This window comes from Wolbachia endosymbiont of Drosophila pseudotakahashii, from assembly GCF_026015925.1.
In the GTDB taxonomy this organism is placed as follows: domain Bacteria; phylum Pseudomonadota; class Alphaproteobacteria; order Rickettsiales; family Anaplasmataceae; genus Wolbachia; species Wolbachia pipientis.
The window spans coordinates 1,016,657-1,033,054 of sequence record NZ_CP110359.1 but is presented as its reverse complement, the minus strand read 5'-3'; the positions used below and the strand labels follow the sequence as shown (position 1 = coordinate 1,033,054).

At 34.6% G+C, this 16,398-nt stretch carries 15 protein-coding genes and 1 pseudogene; 8 read left to right on the top strand and 8 right to left on the bottom strand.

What is annotated here, in order from left to right:
• Nucleotides 1-434: 434 nt before the first annotated feature.
• The 7 genes and pseudogenes from ONI09_RS06845 to ONI09_RS05360 all read right to left on the bottom strand — a co-directional run.
• Nucleotides 435-680 (bottom strand): annotated as a pseudogene (locus tag ONI09_RS06845) (PD-(D/E)XK nuclease family transposase); the annotation flags it as partial.
• A gap of 62 nt (nucleotides 681-742) precedes the next feature.
• A complete protein-coding gene (gene typA / locus ONI09_RS05385; protein WP_265013905.1) occupies nucleotides 743-2,572 on the bottom strand; it encodes a translational GTPase TypA in 1,830 nt (609 codons plus the stop codon).
• 105 nt (nucleotides 2,573-2,677) lie between these two features.
• Complete coding sequence (gene pyrE / locus ONI09_RS05380) at nucleotides 2,678-3,274, bottom strand: orotate phosphoribosyltransferase (protein ID WP_006279657.1); 597 nt, start codon at nucleotides 3,272-3,274, stop codon at nucleotides 2,678-2,680.
• Between the two features lie 3 nt (nucleotides 3,275-3,277).
• Nucleotides 3,278-4,462 (bottom strand): dicarboxylate/amino acid:cation symporter, encoded by a 1,185-nt coding sequence (locus tag ONI09_RS05375; RefSeq protein WP_010082165.1) that lies wholly within the window; start codon nucleotides 4,460-4,462, stop codon nucleotides 3,278-3,280.
• A 198-nt stretch (nucleotides 4,463-4,660) separates the two neighbouring features.
• A complete protein-coding gene (locus ONI09_RS05370; RefSeq protein ID WP_265013904.1) occupies nucleotides 4,661-5,986 on the bottom strand; it encodes a dihydroorotase in 1,326 nt (441 codons plus the stop codon).
• A gap of 122 nt (nucleotides 5,987-6,108) precedes the next feature.
• Entirely contained in the window at nucleotides 6,109-7,350 is a 1,242-nt protein-coding gene (locus ONI09_RS05365) for a hypothetical protein (RefSeq protein ID WP_265013903.1), read from the bottom strand.
• A gap of 80 nt (nucleotides 7,351-7,430) precedes the next feature.
• On the bottom strand, nucleotides 7,431-7,619 hold the full coding sequence (locus ONI09_RS05360) for a hypothetical protein (protein ID WP_022626229.1): 189 nt from the start codon (nucleotides 7,617-7,619) through the stop codon (nucleotides 7,431-7,433).
• Here ONI09_RS05360 and ONI09_RS05355 point away from each other — a divergent pair.
• From ONI09_RS05355 to secF, 5 genes are all read left to right on the top strand, one after another.
• Nucleotides 7,540-9,645, top strand: coding sequence for a cytochrome c-type biogenesis CcmF C-terminal domain-containing protein (locus tag ONI09_RS05355; RefSeq protein ID WP_458695107.1), 2,106 nt, complete (start codon nucleotides 7,540-7,542; stop codon nucleotides 9,643-9,645). The two genes, ONI09_RS05360 and ONI09_RS05355, sit on opposite strands and share 80 nt — an antisense overlap.
• Before the next feature lie 173 nt (nucleotides 9,646-9,818).
• Nucleotides 9,819-10,724: a hypothetical protein gene (locus ONI09_RS05350; RefSeq protein WP_265013901.1), complete on the top strand. Its 906-nt coding sequence runs from the start codon at nucleotides 9,819-9,821 to the stop codon at nucleotides 10,722-10,724.
• Between the two features lie 39 nt (nucleotides 10,725-10,763).
• Complete coding sequence (locus ONI09_RS05345) at nucleotides 10,764-11,771, top strand: hypothetical protein (RefSeq protein ID WP_265013900.1); 1,008 nt, start codon at nucleotides 10,764-10,766, stop codon at nucleotides 11,769-11,771.
• Nucleotides 11,750-12,028: a hypothetical protein gene (locus tag ONI09_RS05340; protein WP_265013899.1), complete on the top strand. Its 279-nt coding sequence runs from the start codon at nucleotides 11,750-11,752 to the stop codon at nucleotides 12,026-12,028. Before ONI09_RS05345 ends, ONI09_RS05340 begins: the two co-directional genes overlap by 22 nt.
• 200 nt (nucleotides 12,029-12,228) lie before the next feature.
• Nucleotides 12,229-13,104 (top strand): protein translocase subunit SecF, encoded by an 876-nt coding sequence (gene secF / locus ONI09_RS05335; protein ID WP_182366504.1) that lies wholly within the window; start codon nucleotides 12,229-12,231, stop codon nucleotides 13,102-13,104.
• A gap of 6 nt (nucleotides 13,105-13,110) precedes the next feature.
• On the opposite strand, the gene ONI09_RS05330 is transcribed toward secF, so the two are convergent.
• On the bottom strand, nucleotides 13,111-13,626 hold the full coding sequence (locus tag ONI09_RS05330) for a TIGR02281 family clan AA aspartic protease (protein ID WP_265013898.1): 516 nt from the start codon (nucleotides 13,624-13,626) through the stop codon (nucleotides 13,111-13,113).
• 134 nt (nucleotides 13,627-13,760) lie between these two features.
• Here ONI09_RS05330 and yidC point away from each other — a divergent pair, with 134 nt between their 5' ends.
• From yidC to nusB, 3 genes are read left to right on the top strand one after another with little or no spacing between them, the layout of a single operon-like run.
• Nucleotides 13,761-15,470, top strand: a complete 1,710-nt coding sequence (yidC, locus tag ONI09_RS05325; RefSeq protein ID WP_265013897.1) for a membrane protein insertase YidC — start codon at nucleotides 13,761-13,763, stop codon at nucleotides 15,468-15,470.
• Nucleotides 15,448-15,876 (top strand): 6,7-dimethyl-8-ribityllumazine synthase, encoded by a 429-nt coding sequence (locus tag ONI09_RS05320; protein ID WP_264705595.1) that lies wholly within the window; start codon nucleotides 15,448-15,450, stop codon nucleotides 15,874-15,876. The genes yidC and ONI09_RS05320 overlap by 23 nt, the downstream gene beginning before the upstream one ends.
• Nucleotides 15,876-16,358 (top strand): transcription antitermination factor NusB, encoded by a 483-nt coding sequence (gene nusB, locus ONI09_RS05315; protein ID WP_265013896.1) that lies wholly within the window; start codon nucleotides 15,876-15,878, stop codon nucleotides 16,356-16,358. Before ONI09_RS05320 ends, nusB begins: the two co-directional genes overlap by 1 nt.
• Nucleotides 16,359-16,398: the final 40 nt, after the last annotated feature.

The following is a 16,398-nucleotide window of genomic DNA, read 5'->3' as shown; positions in this document are numbered from 1 at the left end:
GGCGGAAATACAGGCTTACCCTGTTCCTTCTGTAATACAACAGTGGGTTAGGTGACTTCTCTATACCGGTGATTTGCGTACATCCAGAAATGAAAAATGTCACATTACCTTTTGGTCGGAGCTTATCAGCATCTTTAGCTCTTTAATCGTTACGATACTTATGAAGCTTCACTTACGTTCACCATACCACTAAGCCTAGCTCTCCAACCACATGATGCTTGTAGTTTATGCTCCTTTCACGATTGAGCATCTTCTTTTTCAAGAGGAGGTTCATTGTCCGCATCGCTTGGCACCAACCGGTTACCCGATTCGCACTGATGCGTAGACTCAGATGGCAAAACATCTGGTTTAATAAGTTTTAGAACTCTTTTAGTTTCTTTCTGAAGGAATTCCTCTCCTTTTAAACAATATGACCGAAGACTTTCAGGTCGCACCATTTCAATAATTAGCTGGGTTCCAGCAGAATCAGTACAGAAAACATCAACAATACTTTGTTTTTTAGAGGCAATCTCAGCATCCATGATAGTGCTGAGAAATTCTATTTCTTCTATTTCATCTTTGCCAGCGAAGCCCAATATATCATTGAGAAAGTGAATGAGAATATCTTTATTTTTCTCAGTGCCAAATATTCTCTTGAACGCGAAATTGTTTTTTGGATCGAGAAATTTCGAAAAGGCCATAATTAAATACAATTAGGAGACAAATAATTATACACTATTTTTCGCAAATGTTCAACCTCTGATTACTCCTTATTCTTTGCCCTTCCTGCACGCTTACGTTCATTTGGATCAAGGAATTTCTTGCGTAAACGTATAGATTTTGGAGTTACTTCCACCAATTCATCATCATCTATATACGCTATCATATCCTCCAGTGTCATTATCTTTGGTGGAGTGAGCTTTATAGCTTCATCACTACCTGAAGCTCTTACGTTTGTTAATTGCTTACCCTTTAACACATTTATCTCCAAATCATTGTCACGGCTATGCTGGCCGACAACCATGCCACAATATACCTTATCCTGTGGCTTAATAAACATAATTCCCCTGTCTTGCAAATTGAAAATTGCATATGCCACAGCCTCACCCTTATCTGTAGAAATTAAAACTCCATTGCGCCTTCCAGAAATTGGACCTCTATGTGGAGCATAACTGTGAAATAAACGGTTAATTATGCCTGTGCCACGAGAATCAGTTAAAAACTCTCCTTGATAACCGATTAATCCTCTTGATGGCACTAAAAACGTTAATCTTGTCCTGCCATTACCAGAAGGTCTCATGTCAGTTACTTCACCTTTACGGAAGCTGAGTTTTTCCATGATGATTCCACTATATTCATCATCTACATCAATTACTACTTCCTCTATAGGTTCAAGTTTTTTGCCATCTTCTTCCTTAAATAGCACTCGAGGGCGTGATACCGAAAGCTCAAAACCTTCTCTCCTCATATTTTCAATTAACACCCCAAGCTGTAGCTCACCACGTCCACCTACTTCAAACGCTTCACTGCTTGGTGCTAAAGTCACAGTAATTGCAACATTTGTTTCTGCCTCCGCGTATAAGCGATCCTTTATAGCAGTTGAGGTAAGCTTTGTACCTTCTTGCCCAGCAAAAGGTGAATCATTAACACTCAGAGTAATCGCCATTGTCGGCGGATCAACTGGAGTTGAGCTTACTGCAGTTGTAACCTCTGGTGCTGCTATAGTGTCTGAAACTGAAGCTTCCTCAAGCCCTGCAATTGCAATTATGTCTCCTGCCACAGCTTGTTCTACTGGAATGCGTTTCAAGCCAGAAAATGAGAGCAACTTAGTTAATCTTCCTCGTTCAATTACTTTGCCATCGAGGTCAAGCACCTTAAGATCTGAATTGACTTTTGCAATGCCCTGATAAACCTTTCCTGTCAATATTCTGCCAAGAAACTTATCAGACTCAAGTAGAGTGACCAACATAGCAAAAGGTGCATTTTGATTATAAACAGAAGGTTTTATATAATCTATAACCGTTGAAAATAATGGGCTTAAATCTTTTCTTTCATCAGAAAGCTCCTTAGCACACCAGCCATTTCTACCTGAAGCATACAACACTGGAAAATCTAGCTGCTCGTTGGTTGCATCAAGGTTAAAAAATAACTCATATATTTCATTTAATACTTCATCAATTCTGCTGTCTGGTCGATCGACCTTATTGATTATCACAATTGGCTTCAAATTTGCTTTTAGTGCTTTTGAGAGCACAAATTTTGTTTGTGGCATGGGACCTTCTGCAGCATCAACCAGCAGCAACACGCCGTCTGCCATGCACAATACCCTTTCTACTTCTCCACCAAAGTCTGCGTGCCCTGGCGTATCAATAATATTGATTTTTTCATTACCCCACATTATTGATGTGCATTTTGCAAGTATTGTAATCCCGCGCTCACGTTCTTGGTCGCCACTATCCATCACTCGTTCTTGAACTTCTTGATTCTCGCGGAATGTGCCACTTTGTTTTAACATGTTATCAAGTAAAGTAGTTTTACCGTGGTCAACGTGTGCGATTATTGCTATATTTCGGATCGATTTAAATTCGTTCATTTTCTATCATTTCAAAATTAATTTAGTAATAAGTATACATAAAATACACTTGGAGTAAATAACTAAAGCTGTGTATAAATGCTGTGTTTTCAAGATATTATAGGATTACTTTGTTAAATATTCCCTACTCCCAGGTTTTGTTATGGGTAGTTGTTTTAATTCACTTGGAAGTTCTTCCTCGCTGTAGTTTTTGATGTTCAGTTCAATCAAAGATATGACAGGAAAAGGCAGTTTCGTTTCACTATTTCTCTTTATCAAAGAAGCTTCAGCAACAACTTTACCTCCTTCCCCTTCTGCACATTCCACTGCTTCAAGTGAAGATTTACCTGTGGTTATTACATCTTCAATGAGCAATATTTTCTCACCCTTTTTGATCTTAAATCCACGGCGTAATTCAAACTTACCATTAACGCGCTCGCAAAACATTGTCTTTATTCCAAGCTGCCTGCCAATCTCATAACCCACAATTATTCCACCAATTGCAGGAGATAATATTAAATCTATGGAGCTATTTAATTCTTTTTTTATTTTATCTGCTAATAATGCGCAAACTTTCATGGCTCTGCTTGGATTTTCAAAAATCTTCGCACACTGTATGTATGTGTCACTATGCAGCCCGGATGATAAAACAAAATGCCCATGCAAAATTGCTTCTGCTTCTTTAAATTCTTTTATTATTAGGTTATTTTCGTCTAATATCATTTTTTAAGTTTCACTATTACATTCTTTATTAATTATCTGAGTGATACAAACATCAGACCACACATTTATTGCAGTTTCAAACATATCGATGATTGTATAAATAGGCAAAATCAGTCCCATAATATGCAGAGGAACATTCATCGACATGAGATAACTGGTTGCCATAAAATAGCACCCCATCGGCACTCCAGCGTTACCAATTGCAGCCCCTGTAGCTAAAAAAATCCATATCAACATTTCGCTTAAGGAAAATACGTATCCGTTCATTTCTGCAACAAACATTACAGTGATTAGTATAAATGCAGCACATGCATTCATGTTAATTGTTGTGCATATTGGTAAAATAAAAGACGATAATTTCTTTGGCACCTTTAGCTTGTTCTGCACACATTCTATAGTTGTTGGCAATGTTGCACTGGATGATTTAGAAAAAAACGCAAGTGTGAGTGCTGGCATAACCCCTTTCAGCGTTTGAATTGGTGATATGCCTTTATACCACATAAATAGCGGTAAAATCAGAAATGCCTGCACAAAATTTGCAGACATTATGCAAACAAAATACCATAAAAGATTGTAGAACTCACTACCGCCTTTTAATTCATGCAAAAAACAAGTAATAAAAGACCAAACAGCAAGCGGAATAAATTTTAATAACCCTTGAGCAATTTTAAGTAGCGTATCAAAAAGTGCAGAGAATACTTGATATAATATATCCTGCTTTTCTTTTGAAAGTGAAACAATAGCTCCACCCATCAAAAAAGCGATTAATATGCTACCAATCATATTATTTTCAAGAAAAACTTGCACAAAATTAGAAGGAATGAGTGATTTTAAATATGAAAAATAACTGTGGTTATTGCTGTTAATACTCCCTATTGTATTACTTATGAAATTTTTTCTTGCTGGATCTATTAACAAATAAAACGATAATGCAACAAACGCAGCTATAATAGTTGTAAGCAGAGTATAAAATAGTGTTTTCTTAACTAAGACTTTGATTTCAATTGAGTCTTTGAGCCCGGAAATTGTGGAAACTATGGATAAAAAAACCAGAGGTAAGCTTATTAATTTGAGCAAGCTGATAAAGATATCACTAAATAGCTTTGCTATTTCAAATATGATTTCATTGTTTAGGTAGTAAGCAACTATTGCAAGCAGTATAGAAAAAAGTATTGCAAACTTGTGCATTGAAAATAAAACTTCAAAGTAACATTATACAATAATTTTGCTGTTTTGGAATCAGATTGATAGACAAAATAACTTTACAGATTAGGGAAAGATAAGAGGATGTGTTTATTCGGAGACAGTGTAAGATTTCTTAATTTAAATTTAGGTGCACTTAGCCCATTCTGGTGATAACAAATTGGAATAGATAAGATATGATAACTAACTCTTCTGCGAGTATATAGTTTTGCCAGACACAACAGTACGTACTACGTGTCCTTTTACTTTGCGACCATCGAAAGGAGAATTCTTTGATTTACTAGCAAAGTTGTCAGTTTTAATTTCCCATTCATGATTGAGGTCAACTAAAATTAAGTCTGCAGCAAGGTTTTTTTGTATACGACCACGTGGTATGTGTATTATATCTGCAGGCTTATATGTCAATTTTGCAAGCACATCAAGTAGACCCATTTGCCCACTGTGATAGAGTTCAAGTGAAAGGGGCAGCATTGTTTCAAGACCAACAATACCAAATGCAGCATTTTCAAGTGGTAGATCTTTAGAACTACGATCATGCGGAGCGTGATCAGTTGCAATGCAATCAATCACACCTGTCTTTAAACCTTCAACCATAGCTAAACGATCTTCTTCAGTGCGAAGCGGCGGATTCATTTTTGCAATTGCCCCATGTTGTTTTACTATATCTTCAGTCAAAGTGAAGTGATGAGGGGTTACTTCGCACGTAACATTTAATCCCAAATCTTTTGCACGTTTAATAGCATCAAGTGAATCTTTTGAAGAGACATGTAAAATATGGTAGTGCACATTCTCCATATCTTTCATGAGCAGTATATCGCGACTTACCATAACCGATTCTGATGCACTCAAGATTCCCTTTACTCCCAATTCTTCAGAAATTTTACCTTTGTTGATTGCACCACCTGCTGATAAATTTAAATCTTCTGCATGTTGAGCAATAGGGACATTCAGCATACTTGAATAAAGCAGCGCCTGTCTCATAATCATTGGGTTCATAACTGGCATGCCATCATCAGTGAACCCAACCGCACCTGCTTCCTTTAAAAGTGCCATTTCAGTCAACTTTTCTTCCGAAGTGGTGATTTTAGCGTAAAATTCAACGTTTACATGTGAAGTTTCAAGTGCTCTATATTTCAAATATTTAGCCAAAATAACGCTATCAATTGCTGGAACAGTGTTTGGCTGACAAACTACAGTTGTAACTCCCCCCGCAGCTGCAGATTTGCTGCCTGTATATATAGTTTCTTTATGTTCCTGGCCTGGTTCACGAAAATGTACGTGAATGTCAATAAGGCCTGGCATTAGAACAAGCCCTTTACAGTCTATTGTTTCATCAACTCCACTTGTTGAAAATAATGATTCACCAAAGTCAACAATTTTATCCCCTTCAGTCAATAATGAACCTTTTATATCAAGTTTAGTTTCCGGGTCGATAATACGAGCATTAGTATACGCAATTTTATAGCCTTCCTTTTGCCCTGTTTGCAACAAATCCCAAGTTTGAGTCATTATATTTGAGTATCGATTATAAAATAAATTTAAAGTTTTTTTAATAAAACACAACCAAATTAAAACACAGACTAAGAGCTGTCTTGAATTAAAGTGCTTTCATTACCCTAAAGATTTGGTTCTTATAACCTAGTTAGCTCAGTTTTAACGTTAATGTGTGAAACTCTGAGTTCTGTTGAAGGATTTTCCAGCTGAATATCTAGCTCATTCTGTATGTTCGATAAACAAATTAAAGCTGAATCAAAAATTTCATCACACTGCTTTGCTTCATGTATATCATCAATTATTTCCTCGAATTCTTCCACATCATCCATTTCTTGCGGCGCACTTTTTAATATCGCTTTTATTTGGTTTAAGTTTTGACGAATTTTCTCCTGATATCCAACAATTCTCTCTTGATATATATCAATCATTTTTTGACATGCGTTGCCTCTAAATGGATGTTCTTTTTTCTCTTTTATGTAAGAATTTTGAAAGTCTTTACAGTTAAGGATTGCTTCTCTATGTTTTTTTATGTCATTAATTGCGCTGATTATCGACTTATCTCTTTTCTTTAAATTTTCTTCCCGTTCTTCTCTTTTAATTATACTTTTGGATTCATTTTTTATCTGGTTCATTTTGTCATACAGGTTTCTGCATCCTTTGTAAGATGCCATTGGTTGTAATATTCCTTCTTCTACACCTTTATTGTAAAAATTCTTCAACTCATCACTTGATAGTATTGTTATAGCATCTTCCCTTTTACCTTGTGATTTAGGATACTTTTTATTCAATAAACTAACATGATTTAACAAGAAATCTCTAACTAGCCCTTCTTTTTTTACTTCGGATAATCTTTCTAGTGTTTCTATATATTTCAGAGTTTCCGCAAAGAGCTGTCCACCAGAGGGAGCAAATCCTTGAAGTGATTTACTCTGTGCTTTACAAAAATCGGTTTGTAAAAAATCTTCAGCTTGTTTTTTTATTACTGAAAGTTCATTAAAGGCTTTTTCTGGATTGATTTTTCTCAAAATACTAATAGCTTTTCTAATCGCTTTTTCTCTCTTTTTATTATCTTGCTTTTCATTTAATATGAGATGTTCAGTTTTGGTAAAAGCATTACCTTGATCACTCTTTGCAATGTTACAAACGATGTTTTTTACAACTTCTTCGGTTGCTGCATAATCTATTTCTTTTGCAAAGCAGTCAACAAATGATTGCCAAACTTTTTTATTAACAAGTTTACTTGTCTTATTTTCAAAATCTTCTATATCTTTGAATCCTAAAATAGTATAGAGATTTTTTTCGATTATTGGTTCGGCATGTTGTTTTGCCACTTTACCTTTTATATTGAATGGAAATTTACTAATCTTAGTTGTACCCACAATGTTACCTCAATATTAACGCTATCTATAAAAGTATAAAGATTTAATATTTAATTTTTAATTAATACTAGCACAGCTAACTACGGGAGCATTATGCTAGCATCAATTAACACTTTAACTTCTAACTTGTCATCAGTAATATTGTTTATATAAAAACTATAATTTTTTATGCCTGAACTTGGGAATATATTGCTATTGCTAGCCTGCTTATTGTCTTTGACATATTTGTTTTTACCGCTTAGTTCTTGTCGGTTTATTACCACTGCCATATTTTTTTGTGTATCAGCGTCAATGGCTATTTTGATCTACTGCCACATTACAAATGATTTTTCACTTGAAAACGTATACTACCACTCACACACAACAAAACCTTTGATCTACAAGATTTGTGGTGTTTGGGGAAACAAAGAAGGGTCCATGTTGCTTTGGACCTTAGTGCTTGTCATGTATTTATTACTAATGGATATTTATATACCTTCTGTCATCCCAGTTTCCCCCTCTGTCATCCCAGTCTCTTCTTCTGTCATCCCAGTGTCCAGACACTGGGATCCAGACAATTTAATTGCAAATGAGTACATCAAATGGCAGTGTAATAAAAACTGGATTCCAGTGTCAAGCACTGGAATGACACCAGAACGAACTAATGGTAGTAAATTAAAAAAAATATCTCTTATCACTCATGGGCTGATTTGCTTTTGTTTTTTGCTGTTCACTTTAATTGAATCCAGCCCCTTCACTAAAATGCCAGGCATTGAAACAGATGGATTGGGTTTTAATCCGATATTGCAGGATATAGGCCTTGCTATTCATCCACCGATATTATATTTGGGGTACCTTGGATTTAGCGTTCCTTTTTCGCTCTCTATAGCTGGATTAATTTTAAATACTGAAGGAAATGTTTGGGCTAAAATTGTCAGGCCTTGGGTACTTATTTCTTGGTCGCTGCTCACTTTGGGCATCAGCTTGGGTAGCTGGTGGGCATATCGCGAACTTGGGTGGGGTGGATTTTGGTTTTGGGATCCAGTGGAAAACGTTTCTTTGATGCCGTGGCTAATTGCAGTAGCGCTGACACATTTGTTGTTCGTGGTACGGAATTTCAATGTTTTAAGGAACTTTGCTATTTTACTTACGCTTACAACTTTTATATTGAGTGTGACTGGAACATTTCTAGTCCGCTCAGGAATACTTACCTCAGTGCACACGTTTGCAGATGACCCAAGATATGGACTATATATATTAGCTCTACTTGGTGTAATTACAGTCAGTAGCTTAGTAATATTTGTAGTATTTACGAGAAAAAATCACACGCCTGCGATGTCATTCCAATGCTTGACACTGGAATCCAGAAAGAAACTTGCTACTCAAGTGACAGAGGGTAGAAGATTCTTTTCACGCTTTACGATGATACTGATGAACAATTTATTATTCATCACTGCCTTTTTCATCGTGTTCGTTGGCACTTTATACCCTACAGTGCTTGAGTATTTAACCGGTGAATTAATTTCAGTTGGAGCACCATATTACAATTCTTTATTTAACTCTATTGCACTAGCTATTCTAGTGCTCACCATGATAGGGCAATACTGCAGTTGGCAGGGAAATAGTCTATTGCCAATATTCCGTGAATACAGATTCTCATTTTGTAGTGCTGCAGCTATTTTGCCGTTTATCTTTCACATGGAGCTAATGATTGTGCTATCAATTACCATCTCCATAGCATTATTAATCTTTGTTTTAGAAGCATACAGTAAAAGAATTCGTTTATTTAAGGTAGCATTTGGTGAATCAATTTTATTAGCAAGAAGAGTTTCTAAGTCCTACTATGCAATGATGCTTGCTCATGCTGGAGTGGCAACTCTAGTGCTTGGTATAGCTTATTCAGTTGGTTGGCAGGAGAAAAAAGAAAATTACTTAAAAATAGGGGATAGCATAACAGTCAATAAATTTAAAGTTACTTTACGAAATATTGAGCTAATAAAAGAAAAAAATTTCCATGCAGTGAGGGGTACAATGGATATCAGGAATTTGCTGAATAATAAGATATTAGGTGAAGTAACTCCTGAATATAGATTTTACCTTGCGGAAGGTCAGAAAAATGTTGAAAGCAGTATCTACCACAATTTATTTTCTGATATTTATGTTGTAATTGGAGAAATTGATAAGAGTAAGAGCAAAATTGCAGCTAAAGTGCACTATAAACCTGGAATGTCTATAATCTGGTTTGGATCCTTTCTTATCGCTTTTGGTTCGCTCCTTGCTGCTTTACCTTCTAGTAAACGGGCGAAGGTTGTCTAGCTGTCGTGGATTTATTAACAACGCTCCTAGGTCCAGAGTGCAATATATGAGAAATTACCGGGCTATAGATACTGATTTGCAAAGGTTAGAACCAAAGAAAGTTATATTTTTTTATTGACAGACCTATATATTACGATATTCACTAAGGGATTAGTGAGTAATGGTTATACAATATGAATGGTGGGGTATCAGGCAAGGAAAAAGTTATATGCACTGCTTTCGACTTTAATAAGGATCCTTGCAGTGAGTGGCGTAAAACTCTTAAAAGTAATGCACAAACTCCTCTACAGCACTCCGATGATTCTCGTACAAGCGATAACAGTAATAATCATAGTCAAGTGCTTTTCACTACGCACCGTTCTAATCAACAGTATAACCCTTCCAACTATGATTCGTCGAGCGAAATAAATGAACACGATATAGAAACTCAAAAGATTAAAGAAGGTGATGGCCATGATTCAGGTATTAGTTCCGATGATGAGGATGACCGGACAACTTATACAGCAGTACAATTAACTAATGATTCTCTTGATAGCCAAAGATATACAGGAATATATATTCCAACAACAACTGATGGTTGGGTAGGTGAAAATAATCATCAGACTGTTTTATCAGGTAATTTGCCAGACGGAAGTAATAATCCACAAATTTTTGAAAGTACTGATTCAGTAGAGTATAATTCTACCTGCAATGATCATGTAATTTGTGATTCAGGTCACAATTCTGACGATGAGGATCAGTTTAAACTGTTGTACGAAAAGGAGAAAATAGAAGCACAAAATAATCAAAAATATACAGAAAATGTATGTAATCCAACAAATGGTGGTTTGTTAGGTGAAAGTGATAATCAACAGATTTCTGAAGATACAGAAATAACTTCTGATTGTAATTCAGATGATTCAGATCCAAAAGGGAATGAGGGCTATGGTTCAGATGATTCTTGTGAAAGTAAAGAAAATTTGACAAAGGGCGCTGGTGGTAGTAATCAGACTTTTGAAGGTGAACAGAAAAGCTCAGAATTTCCGAAAGTTGACAATTGGTTAGATAGTGATGGGAACTCAGAAGATAGTTCGGACTAAAAAAAGGGTTCGTACTATAGCTCAGGTAATTTTGATTCAATGGAGTTAACAGATGATTTGGATTCAGAAGATGATAATCCTTTTCTAAAAGACTCGCTTTTTATGAAACTAAAAATGTCGTTAACTCAAAGTGAACAGGATCTGATTAATGAATGCTGTGAGAAGGTGAGAGGTATAACAAAACAAAATAAACAAGAATGTATAGAAAATATTCTAGAAAGTATTAAGCACACAGTAGCTGGATACTTAAAAAAAGGAGTAATGTTAAATTTACAATGTACTTGTTGTGAAAAAACTGTAACAAATACAGTATTTGAAGAAATAAAAGATCTTACTAGTGGTAGTCATATAAGTAACAGAAGTAACACTTTTGTATTCGATAACTCTCCCTATCAAAGTAAAGATCAAAACTATAACAAAGAAAGTAAAGATCAAAACTATAACAAAGAAAGTAAAGATCAAAACTATAACAAAGAAAGTAAAGATCAAAACTATAACAAAGAAAGTGAAGATCAAAACTATAACAAAGAAAGTGAAGATCAAAACTATAACAAAGAAAGTGAAGATCAAAACTGTAACAAAGAAAATGAAGTGTCCGAAGAGGACATTACCAAAAGCATTGTTAGTAATTTATTGTTAAAAAGTGGAAAAGTAGAACGCCCTAATTTTTTCGATGGGAATGAGTTTGAGCAGATAGTTACTTATAAAGGATTTGATGATGGCCTTTCTGAGAAATGTAAGGAAATTGAAAGCAAGCTAAAAGATTTAGCATATGAAAGTATTGTAAACAAAAGCAAGCAGACTCAAAATGTATTAGGAGTAGACAAGGATAATAGATATTTTTGTATAGAATACTCGCAAGATAGTATTGTTGAAGTTGCAGAAATCCTAAACAATGAAAAAGCCAAAGACTTAAATTTAAGAGTTGGCATACTCAAAATTGGAGAAAGTATAGTAAGAGTTGAAAATGTAGAAGAAATAGGGGAAAAAGAAATTACATGGATGTCTCAAAAGGTGGTATTGAAATGTCTTTTACTACTGAGGTAGGAGAGATAAGTATTTATCTAAGTCCTAGTGAGAAAGGTAGCAATAAAATAAAAGTGGAGATTGATGGGGAAAACAGAGCAAGGCTTAATGAGTTAAAAAATAGGGGAAAAAGTTTAGGGGAAAACTGTCTTTTAGGAGGAAAAAGTGTTGAGGAAGCTATAGAGCATGAAAGTTTTGAAAGATATGGCAGTGTACCTAACACTGCTATGAAGGAACCTAGCTTAGGTTGCGTTGCTAACATAGCAAGGGGGGGATAAGCTTGCAGAGATAAAATGATGGGCCAAATTGGCAGTATTTCGCTTTTGTAATGTACTTCAAAATGGTAGTATGCAAGCTAGATAGAACTTAATTGACAGACAAGAATTAACTGATGGAAAAATTGACATAATCAAACAATCACAGAATAAACTAGTGAATTTTTTGAAAAGTATATAAAATTCAAGTTTAAGTAAATAGCATGGCACTTAGACTCATTCCAGACAACCTCGATATCAAGTTTAGTAAATATAGGGATTTGACTGCATTAATTAGCATTATTCTTATCATCTTTTCAATATTCACTGTTGTGCTGCGTGGAGTGAACTTAGGCATAGACTTTGCAGGCGGAATTTTGATAGAGATAAAATCTTCAGATGAGAATCACTCTATTCTCGATGCATTAAAAGAAAATGGTTTTACAGTGCAGAGTTCAAAAGCGGGTGATAATTTAGTCATGCGTTTTAAAGATGAAGGAGATGAAGATAAAATCAAAAAGATAAAAAGCATACTAGAAGAAAAGCTGGGGAGCTCAATAAGCTATCGTAAAATAGACTATGTTGGCCCACAAATAAGCTCAACACAAATATTTGAAGGAATGTTATCCATGTTGATCGCAATTGTTGGAATATTTTTTTACGTTTGGTTTAGATTTAATTGGCAATGTGGATTCAGTGGAATAACAGCACTGATTCATGACGTGATTTTAACTGTTGGTTTTATTAGCCTAACTGGCATTGAGTTTAATATTTCATCAGTTGCAGCTCTTCTCACTGTCATTGGTTATTCAATCAATAACTCAGTAATTATATACGATCGGATTCGAGAGTATTGCAAGAGTGGTAAAAGTGGGCGGATGAGTGAGATAGTAGATGCAAGTATCAACGCTACATTATTTCGCACTATATTAACCTCGGGTACAACCCTTCTTGCTGCTCTTCCTTTGGCATTAATCTGCACAGATGCAGTGAAAGACTTCAGCTTGATCATTTTTTTTGGTATTTTGATTGGCGCTTGTTCTGCAATATTTATTTCTGCTCCTATATTAACCTACAGAGCTTTGATAAGTAGATTGTAGAAGTGTTTAGTCGCGGTATAATATCAACTTATTATCTCTTATAGTGAAATGAAAATACCTTAAAAAGCTCATTCCAAGTAGTGAATGAGACATAGAATGAGAGTTAACGCTTGCCTGTACATCATTAATCAAAAAATTTCCTATTTTAACTTGAGGTATTTGAACCACTCCAGCTTTTATTTGACCTTTCGCAGTTTCATATATTTTAAAATCCTGAACATTTTGTAAGTTAATACCAACATGTAATGCGTCTTTTTGTGATAGAACAATATCGGTTGCTCCAGTATCAAGCAAAAACGTTATATTGCAATCATTGACTTGAGCCTGAATATAAAAGTGTCCATCATATGACTTCGTAAATTCAATACTTCCACTATTCTGACCGCTATTTTGAATTCTTCCTTTATATGGTAAAAAAGTACTGAGAAATCTGTCGCTTAGTTTGTCCCTTTGTGAATCAATAAGCATTGCAGTAGTGGCTATTATTAGCAACCAAATAACTAGATTTTTCACCGCGTTCATATTGTTAAAATTTGAAGCTATTAAAATAAATTTTAAAGATCAGCGTTAAAAGTTATTATTAAAAATAAGTAAATTTCATTGTTTTAGTACAATATTTAGTATACACTTTAAGAAGATATGTTTGATTTAATTTCATGTCAGAAGCAAAAAGTTTAATTTTAGCAGCTATCCTTTCCATGTTGATCATGGTATCTTGGCGTATTATTTATGATAATTTTTTTAGTGCAAACCAAAATCAGCCATTGATTGAAAATATTGAACATATCGAATCTTTTAACGACCTTGCTCCTATAATACACCAAAATCGTTCTGAAATTATTAATTCTACTCGAGAACAGAGGGTTAGTTTAACCAATAACATGATTAAAGGATCAATTTCTCTGAAAGGTGCAAGGTTTGATGACTTAATTTTAACTAATTACCACTTAGAACCGAGTTCTTCTTCTCCACAAGTGGTGTTACTGTCACCTGCAGAATCAAAAGATGTATATTTCGCAGAATTTGGGTGGCTCGATCCGAATAAAAAGATTAAAGTTCCAGATTCTAAGACAGTCTGGCAAGCAGATAAACTCAATCAAAAAGAGGTAATTTTATTTTGGGACAATGAGAATGGCATTGTGTTTAAAATGAAAATTAGCCTTGACGATAACTACATGTTTAAAATTGAGCAGATTGTTGAAAATAACACAAAAGATAATGTAGTTTTGGTTCCTTATGGTAAAATTAACCGTAAACGTGACAATATCAACGAATCTTATTGGATATCCCATGAAGGAGTTCTGGGTGCATTTGATAATAAACTAGAGGAGTGGACATATAAGGATGTCTCTAAGAAACATTTAATAAAAGCAAGTGCAAGTGAAAAAAATTGGTTTGGTTTTGCTGATAAATACTGGCTTACAGCCATCATACCTGAGAAATTCGATAAAATAAATGTAAGCATTAAACACACGAACGTTGATAATACTGATAAATTCCAAGTAGATTTTGTCAAACCTTACAAGAGCATACTTCCTGGTGCAAGCACTTCTAATGTGAATTATTTTTTTGCTGGAGCAAAAAAGTTGAATTTACTGGATTCTTACAAGGATACTCTCAATATACCTTTATTTGATAAAGCTGTAGATTTTGGTGTTCTTTATTTTATAACCAAGCCAGTGTTTTTACTGCTTGAATACTTTAACTTCGTTTTAAAGAATTTTGGCTTAGCAATATTATTGCTGACTTTAGTAATCAAACTTTTGATGCTTCCCTTGTCTAATAGATCATATGTTTCAATGTTCAAGGTGAAAAGCTTGCAGCCTGAGCTAACTCGTGTAAAAGAGTTGTATAAAAATGACAGCTTAAAGCAGCATAAAGAGACAATTGCATTGTTTAAGAGAAACAACGTAAACCCAATGTCGAACATTTTTCCCATGCTAATACAAATACCGGTATTTTTTGCTCTATATAAAGTATTATTTGTTACTATAGAGATGAGGCATGCTCCTTTTTTTTTATGGATTAAGGATCTTTCAGCTCCTGACCCAACGAACATCTTTACATTATTTGGGTTGTTTAATTATAACTTTCCTATTTCTATAGGCATTTTACCTATAATTTTCGGTGCCACCATGATAATTCAGCAGAAGCTAAGTGAGAAAGATCAAACCAGTAAAGATGATATTCAAGTAAATGTTATGAAGTTTTTACCTTACATTTCTGTCTTTATTTTTTCTTCTTTTCCTGCCGGCCTGGTAATATATTGGATATTTAGTAATATTATAACTCTAATTCAACAGTCATTAATAAAGTTGTTTTTAACAAAAAAAGTGGTAGTAAATGTCGAGAATACTAATAGTTAATTCGATTTATTATACTGAAATAGCGAACCTTTTGCTTGAAGGTGCAATTGATAAATTAAAAGGCAGTAATGCCAGTTACGATGTAGTTGAGGTTCCTGGTACATTTGAGATACCAGCTACAATTCTTTTTGCAGTCAAGAGTGGGCATACTAATTATGATGGTTATTTAGCTCTTGGGTGCGTAATTCGCGGTGAAACCGATCATTATCAATATGTTTGTAAAGGAGTAATTGAAGGCTTAAATGAGGTTGTTATGCATTATGCAATACCCCTTGGTATGGGTGTAATTACCGCTGACAGCAAAGATAAAGCACTAGTTAGAGCTGATAAAAACAAAAAGAACGTTGGTGGCCATGCAGCCTCAACTGTTTTGCATATGATAGATTTACACAATAAATTAAAATAGTGGAGGAAAAACCAGTAGATAAAAAGTGGCGCATAAAAAGAAGCACGGCAAGATTTCTTGCTGTACAAATTGCTTATTCAAATATTTTCGTAGGTTACAACAAAAGCACTTTTAAATTGGAAAATTGTGAGCTTAAGGACTACATAAATAAGTTGAAAGATATATTTGAATGTGAAGAATTTGAACATCAGTTCTTAGAAAATTTGTTATGTAAGGTTATAAAAAGCAGTGAAGAATATGATAAAATAATAGAGTCTTACTTACACCCAAGCTGGTCCCTTTCACGGTTAAATCTCATAAGCTTATCTATTTTGCGTGTTGCAATATGTGAGTTGATTAATTGCGATACGCCAGTTCCAGTTGTCATTAATGAATATACTAACATTGCATCTGATTTACTTGATAAACCAAGCGAAATTGGCTTTATTAATGGGTTATTGGATAAGGCAAAAGATGCAGTTAAATTAAATAAAAATCCTTAGCAATTATAGCCAGCAAACACAGGGTGTCATCCGAGTAGCT

Bases quoted from the DNA above. Each gene is read 5' to 3' on its own strand.
- ONI09_RS05370 (WP_265013904.1), bottom strand. From the start codon at position 5,986: ATGACTCAAACTTGGGATTTGTTGCAAACAGGGCAAAAGGAAGGCTAT.
- pyrE (WP_006279657.1), bottom strand. From the start codon at position 3,274: ATGATATTAGACGAAAATAACCTAATAATAAAAGAATTTAAAGAAGCA.
- ONI09_RS05350 (WP_265013901.1), top strand. From the start codon at position 9,819: ATGAATGGTGGGGTATCAGGCAAGGAAAAAGTTATATGCACTGCTTTC.
- ONI09_RS05375 (WP_010082165.1), bottom strand. From the start codon at position 4,462: ATGCACAAGTTTGCAATACTTTTTTCTATACTGCTTGCAATAGTTGCT.
- ONI09_RS05360 (WP_022626229.1), bottom strand. From the start codon at position 7,619: ATGGCAGTGGTAATAAACCGACAAGAACTAAGCGGTAAAAACAAATAT.
- ONI09_RS05330 (WP_265013898.1), bottom strand. From the start codon at position 13,626: ATGAACGCGGTGAAAAATCTAGTTATTTGGTTGCTAATAATAGCCACT.
- secF (WP_182366504.1), top strand. From the start codon at position 12,229: ATGGCACTTAGACTCATTCCAGACAACCTCGATATCAAGTTTAGTAAA.
- ONI09_RS05320 (WP_264705595.1), top strand. From the start codon at position 15,448: ATGTCGAGAATACTAATAGTTAATTCGATTTATTATACTGAAATAGCG.
- yidC (WP_265013897.1), top strand. From the start codon at position 13,761: ATGTCAGAAGCAAAAAGTTTAATTTTAGCAGCTATCCTTTCCATGTTG.
- typA (WP_265013905.1), bottom strand. From the start codon at position 2,572: ATGAACGAATTTAAATCGATCCGAAATATAGCAATAATCGCACACGTT.
- ONI09_RS05340 (WP_265013899.1), top strand. From the start codon at position 11,750: ATGTCTTTTACTACTGAGGTAGGAGAGATAAGTATTTATCTAAGTCCT.
- ONI09_RS05345 (WP_265013900.1), top strand. From the start codon at position 10,764: ATGGAGTTAACAGATGATTTGGATTCAGAAGATGATAATCCTTTTCTA.